This is a genomic window from Pseudomonas avellanae BPIC 631 (assembly GCF_000444135.1).
In the GTDB taxonomy this organism is placed as follows: Bacteria; Pseudomonadota; Gammaproteobacteria; order Pseudomonadales; family Pseudomonadaceae; genus Aquipseudomonas; species Aquipseudomonas avellanae.
Genome location: NZ_ATDK01000592.1, coordinates 1 through 6,267 on the forward strand (window position 1 = coordinate 1; position 6,267 = coordinate 6,267).

The 6,267-nt window shown below is 50.9% G+C and carries 3 protein-coding genes and 2 pseudogenes; 1 reads left to right on the forward strand and 4 read right to left on the reverse strand.

What is annotated here, in order from left to right; genetic code table 11:
* The first annotated feature begins 23 nt into the window (after positions 1–23).
* A pseudogene (locus DW49_RS01000000128995) lies at positions 24–1,450 on the forward strand (UvrD-helicase domain-containing protein).
* Positions 1,451–1,615: 165 nt separating this feature from the next.
* On the opposite strand, the gene DW49_RS0127680 reads toward DW49_RS01000000128995, so the two are convergent.
* The 4 genes and pseudogenes from DW49_RS0127680 to DW49_RS1000000134555 all read right to left on the reverse strand — a co-directional run.
* Positions 1,616–2,860, reverse strand: a complete 1,245-nt coding sequence (locus tag DW49_RS0127680) for an ATP-grasp domain-containing protein (protein ID WP_005614688.1) — start codon at positions 2,858–2,860, stop codon at positions 1,616–1,618.
* A 52-nt stretch (positions 2,861–2,912) separates the two neighbouring features.
* Positions 2,913–4,166, reverse strand: coding sequence for an ATP-grasp domain-containing protein (locus DW49_RS0127685; RefSeq protein WP_005614687.1), 1,254 nt, complete (start codon positions 4,164–4,166; stop codon positions 2,913–2,915).
* A gap of 86 nt (positions 4,167–4,252) precedes the next feature.
* Entirely contained in the window at positions 4,253–5,353 is a 1,101-nt protein-coding gene (locus DW49_RS0127690; protein WP_005614684.1) for an amidinotransferase, read from the reverse strand.
* A 302-nt stretch (positions 5,354–5,655) separates the two neighbouring features.
* Positions 5,656–5,877, reverse strand: a pseudogene (locus DW49_RS1000000134555) (hypothetical protein); the annotation flags it as partial.
* Between the last annotated feature and the right edge of the window lie 390 nt (positions 5,878–6,267).

Below are 6,267 nucleotides of genomic sequence, written 5' to 3' on the forward strand. Positions count from 1 at the left end.
GATGGTCGTGGAATCCGCAAGCGATCCACTCTTCCGCGAGAAAGCTACTGGTCCAGGCGTTTGCCGGTACCGGGAAAACGACAACGCTCGTTGGTTACGCCAAGCACAATGCCTCGGTCAAAATGCTGTACCTCTGCTACAACAAAGCCGTCGAGATGGCAGCAAAGAACCGCTTCCCACGTAATGTGACATGCAAGACGGCACACGGCCTTGCCTATGCAGTCTATGGCAGCCAGTACAAACACAAGCAGGCAGGTAATCTGCGTTTGACGGACATCGCCAGGACGATCAATACCCAGGACTGGGAGCTGGCCAAGGACATCGTCTCGACGCTCAACGCGTTCATGGCCAGCAAGGACCTGGAGTTGCTGGAGGGTCACTTTGTGCGGTTCCAGAACCACCGCACACTCACCTCGGTCCAGCAACAGTACATGAGCAAAGCGCTGAACCTGACCAGAGACGTTTGGGAGAAGATGGTCAATATTCAGGAGCTCGGTCTCCATGACGCACGACGGGTATTTGAAGCTCTACCAGATGAGCCAGCCGGACCTGAGCCAACGCTTCGGTGCAATCCTGCTCGACGAAGGTCAAGACGTGAACCCGGTCATTGCGAATCTGGTCCAGATCCAAAAAATCACGCAGGTGACCGTAGGTGATCGACACCAGCAGCTGTATCGGTTCAGAGGCGCTGTAAATGCCTTAAACAGCCCATCGATGAGGGACGCCGAGAAGCATTTTCTGACTCAGAGCTTCAGATTTGGGCCGGCAGTTGCCTATGTGGCCAACGTCATCCTGTCCTTCAAGGGTGAAACGATTCCTCTACAAGGCCTAGGCCAGCCCACGCTGGTAAAGCGCGCGTTACCGGACGATCTGCCTCACCGCACCTATCTGCACCGCACTGTGAGTGGCGTCATCGAGAATGCGCTGCGCCTGGTCAACCAAAACCATCGCATGCAGTGGATTGGAGGGGTCGACAGCTATTCCTTACGGGATCTGGAGGATCCTGTTCTATTTCAGCAGGGCCATGAATGACCAGGTGCAGCAGCGAAAACTGCTCACTGACTATGCCGATTACGACCAGTACGTCGCAATCGCCAAGGCCACGCAGGATCCTGAGATGCTGCGGTCGATCAAAATCATCGAGAACCACCCAGATTTGCCCCAACGAATTGAGCAACTGCGAGGTGCGTCCGTCACGTCGGAGCTCGATGCCACCGTGACCCTCAGCACTGCGCACAGGGCCAAGGGCCTGGAGTGGGACTTCGTTGGCCTCTATGACGATTTTTCGGCAGATCCACTCTCCCCCGACATCGATGCCGGCAAACGCGACGATGAGCTGAACCTTCTGTATGTAGCTGTCACACGGGCCATGAAGATTCTGTCCGTCAACTCGCTTGTGATCGACATCATGCAGCGCTTCAAGGACATGAAGCAGCGCTCAAGAGCTTGATAAGCTGCCCCTTGCGAGGCTCAATTGCCATGACCAATATGCGTACCTTAAGGAAGGTTCTCACGCGCCAGCCGACGCATCAGGCGATGCGAGACAGATCAGTTGCTGCCACATAACTGGCGACCGGTTTAATTCAAGACGGGATGCCCGGAAGGGTACTGTCTATCAACCATGCGCAGCTTCTACATGCACTTGATAATGCTCCTCAATATATTTCAAGTCATGAGCGACGCTGCCTCGATCGCCACAGAATACAAAGGCTCCCAGACAATCCTTGTGACAGAAAAATTCACCTGAAGCGATATCGCCTACCTGCGCAATTTTCTTCATCTTCAGTGTTTGCAGGGTTTCCATACTCGACAGTGAAACCCGAGTGACGTAAAGCATTTCTTTGGCGAGGTGTTTTTTAGGGAACGTCATATAGCCAAACGCCTCGCCCTTACGGTCAACGTGCAAGGCATCGACAAGCCCTAACTGGACGGCAAGATGAATGAAACGCAGGTCTATCCCATAAGCGATTTTTATCATATCGACAGTGGAAGCCCCACCGGGCCGATAGGCAATCTCAAGTAATTCAAATCCGTCGCCCGCATCACCAAACGCTTCAATATGGTAAACACCATCAGGCCCCTCAAAAGCGAACAATACTCGCTCGATGAATGGACGCCAGAGAGTGTGTAGATCGTCGTCAGCAAGTGAAAAATATCCCAGTGGACATTCGGCCAGATAATCGATGGGTTTACCTAGGTACTCACCTGCAGACAGGAACGCCAGCTGCCCTTTTAGAACCACCGCATCAATTTGATAAAGGGGTTGTGAGTTGTAAGTTTCAATAAGACACTGGTGCTCGTTCATATCCTGATAGTCATCACTTTCGGTGGCATATGCCTCAGAAAGTTGCTGGACCTCAGTAATGATTCTGACCCCTACAGCGCCCGCCAGAGACCGAGGCTTCAAAATAACCGGAAACGTCACCTCTCCACGCGTAATGTCATCAAGCGACAGTTCTTTTGCTGTCGGGATATTGAACGTTTGGGCAATGTGTTTCATTCGCTTTTTGTCACGGAACCGTGTCGCCACGTCAAACGTCAATCCAGGCAGCTGCCAACAGTCGTTGGCCCATGCAGCAATGTATACCGCAAACTCGTCATTCGGAATGACGGCGGTGACGGAATATTTCGTTGCAATCTGGCCGAATACCTTTTCGACCTCGGTGTGAACGGCAAAGTCTCGGATCACAAAGTGTCCATCGCGATTCAGCTCCTCTCCCGCCTGCCCCAGAAGATCCTCCAGAAGGTAGATGAACGTCCAGGCAGCGATCGGGTAGAGACTCCTGATTCGGGAGACCACCTCGCTTACATCCAGTTCGGAAGATACGATCAGAATAGTGTTTGGCTTATTTTTGTCCATGACCTGACAGCTCTTTTAAATGTGGTTGTCATTAATTGTGCAAAGGGGAATGTCACTCCTCAAACGGAGGGCTGTTTTTCGCGGCGACCTGTACCGAGTAATGTTCGCTCAGGTAGTACACATCCCGTGAGACAAGGTCACGGTCTCCACAAAATACGAAGGATCCCAGCGAATCCTTGTAACAGTAGAATTCACCTGATGCGATGTCACCTAGAGCCGGCACTACGTGGGTTCTCAAGGTCGGCATGCTTTCGAGGGGGGGCAAGGAAATCTGAGTGACGTAAAGCGCTTCAGTAGAAAGATGCTTTTTTGGAAAAGTCATATAGCCAAACGCCTCTTCCTGACGTTGCGAATCGACATAATCGACGAGCCCAAGTTGCGCCGCTAAGTGAATGCACTTCAAATTCAGCCCATGCACCATCTCAATCATTTCTACAATCGCTGCTCCGCCAGGACGATAAGCAATTTCCAATAACTCTAAGCCGAAGCCGGCATCGGCAAAGGCTTCAATGTGATAAACCCCCTCAGGGGCTTCAAAAGCTTTAATCACGGATTCAGCAAAGGGTCGCCACGTATCTGCGACGGCCTGATCAGGTACAGACAATACTCCGACCGGCTTTTCTTGCAAGAAGTCAATAGGCTTACCCAAGTACTGACCGACTGAAATAAAAGATAGGTGGCCCTTAAGAACAATGCAGTCAATATGATAAATCGTATTAGGGTTGTACTGTTCAATCATGTACTGTCGCTCATCCATATCTCGGTAAGCCGCTCCCCAGTCGACATCCATTTCCGTCAGTTGTTTTGCTTCAGTAATGATTCTGACGCCCATTGAACCTGCCAGAGAGCGCGGTTTAACGACCACAGGAAATTCAACATGCCCGCCCTCGATGTCGGACAAGGTGATTTCCCGCGCAGTCCTGATACCGGCGTGTTGAGCGATTTCCTTCATTGCTTTTTTGTCACGAAAAGATTTGGCTTTTTCACGGGTGATACCGGGAAGACCCCAGCGGGCATTGGCCAATGCAGCAATGTAAACAGAAAATTCATCGCTGGGGACAACCTGAGAGATAACGTGCTGCTGGGCAATCACTTCCAGCACCGCCATCACCCCGGCTGTGTCGGCGAAGTCGCGCACGATAAAGTGTCCTGGGCACTTAAGCTCATCGTTGGCCACTCCCAGAAAATCCTCCAACAGGAAGATAAAATCCCACGTGGCAGACGGGTACATGGTTTTGACGTCGCGTACCGTTTTCGCGGCATCCAGTTCGGAAGAAACCACCAGTATTTTTTTTGTAGGGCGCATATCGAGTTCCTATCGTCTGTGTCCGATTGAAAATGTCTTTGTCAGTGGCAGGGCCTTCAGGCCCTGCACACGCTTAGGCAAGGCCCTCAAATATAACGGTGCAGTCCTCCCCGTCGCTTAACATCCAAAGTGGCACAATGGAACGAACCGCCGAAGGATTGGAAGTGCTTGAAAGGGCAAAGAATGGTTTCAAAGCCCCATTTGCGGAAAGCGGAAATGAGCGCCTCCTCATCTTTCTCGACCACGACAGTCCGCTCGTCAAGCATCAGGACATTCGTGTGAATCCACTTCGACGTAATGAACAAAGGATGGTCATCCGGGAGGTTGGAGGGGGGCGGATTGAGAATTTCCCAGTCCTTGAAAATATCAGGAATCTGTGGCACCCAATCTTTATTGATGAGTACGCGGCCCGGTGCTAACGGCAATATCGTTGTATCAATGTGCATGGGGCCCGGCTCTTCAAACTCATAGATGTGCACGCGGTAGTCCGGACCCAAGGTTCTACGCAACCATTCAATGCCTTTATTGTTCGTCACATGGCTGCGCTGCCCGATAATATCCCGGCCCATTTTCATAAAATCGGCGGCGTCAAACAGCGGCTCCACCTCCGTGATAATAGAACGAAACGGAAGTTCTTGTTCGAAATCATAATTCGGTTGCCAGACATCGTCCTTCAGCATGGGCTTGGGGGCCGCGATCCACTCGGCGCCCTGACTGAAATAGTCGTTCAACAGGTCGCGGAACGCGAAGGTCTCGAAGTAACGGCTTCGCCAAGCCATGGGTACTTCAATGATTTTTTTGCCGATCGCGAAAAGACAATCTCTGGGCATGGCAGAGTAAAAGGTTCCGCCCGTTGTAAAGTGCGGCGTCATGATGGGTTGGTGGTGATTTGACTCATTGGGCCTTTTTACGCGAACGCCTTCAGTTTCCAATATTCGCGCTAAGGTGTTGACTTCTTGCCTGGCTTTAACAAGCAACTCCTCTGGGAAGCGTCGCCCGGAGTACGTCATAAAAAAATCACTGGATTCTTTCGGGATAATTGCTTTTAGGCCGATGTCCCAATCCGGGACACGAATATCATCCATGATTCCGACGATAACCTCCTCCAACGGGTCCCATTCTGTATAAACCTCTACTGGGCTTTGGGTCGTTGTGAAGTAAGCGGGTTCTGCTTTTTGATATGACATGGTTGACCTTGTTTTTCTATCGATTTTAAACGCCGCTATATTGACTGAAGGGGCGCATTTAAACGTATGACCTTCACAGCCAAGCGCTGCATCCTGAGATTCACGTTATTCAGACATTCATAGCGTCAGCAGGTAGATGATTACACCATGGCACCTCCAGGTTGTTTCATTAAACGCGTTGAGGAAGGTCTGAAGCAGGCATCAACTTTTGATCACCTTTTAGTAGCCTGAGGTTCAAAAAATTCCCCGTCATATCAGACAATCAGACTTTTCCCGCGTTTAATTCATTAAGTTTTTGTCGATTAGCACAGTCCCAAGACGTTTTCCACACTTAGGTGCAACTTCCCTATCCCCGGCAGGCGCTTTCGCACCCCCCAATTATTCGACAGGGTAAAGAGCGCGGCCTGTTGCCCGGTGTTTTTAGAGCGCCCGCAATACCGCACTTTCGTATACCCAAACTGGCTCTTGATCACGCGGAACGGATGTTCGACCCTCGCGTACTTAGCTTTCGCGTACTCGATTTTTCAATGCACCTGCACGATCCAACTTGTCTAACCAAGCTTTTTGCTGCGGCTCGGACGTACAACAATCGACCAGATAATCTGACAATTCTGATGCTTGTCCACGCCGGTGCAACCCACATTACCGCTGATCCCGCCTGCTTAATCATGTTTTATGCGCAGCACGGCCATCTACGGAAAAGCCGGACGAACCCCTTCGCATTTTGGATAATAAGGCTTTGTCAGAAAACGCTCTTTATAGGCTTGCTTACATTTACCAGCGTACTCGGCGTCAGCGAAGGTCATCTGCTCCATCGGGTGTCCCTGCGGTTGAGATCAAACACTCTGCCAAACCTAGTGTACTGTTTTCGAAATAAGTTACCCATAACCTGCAAGCTAAGCTATTGATAAGAT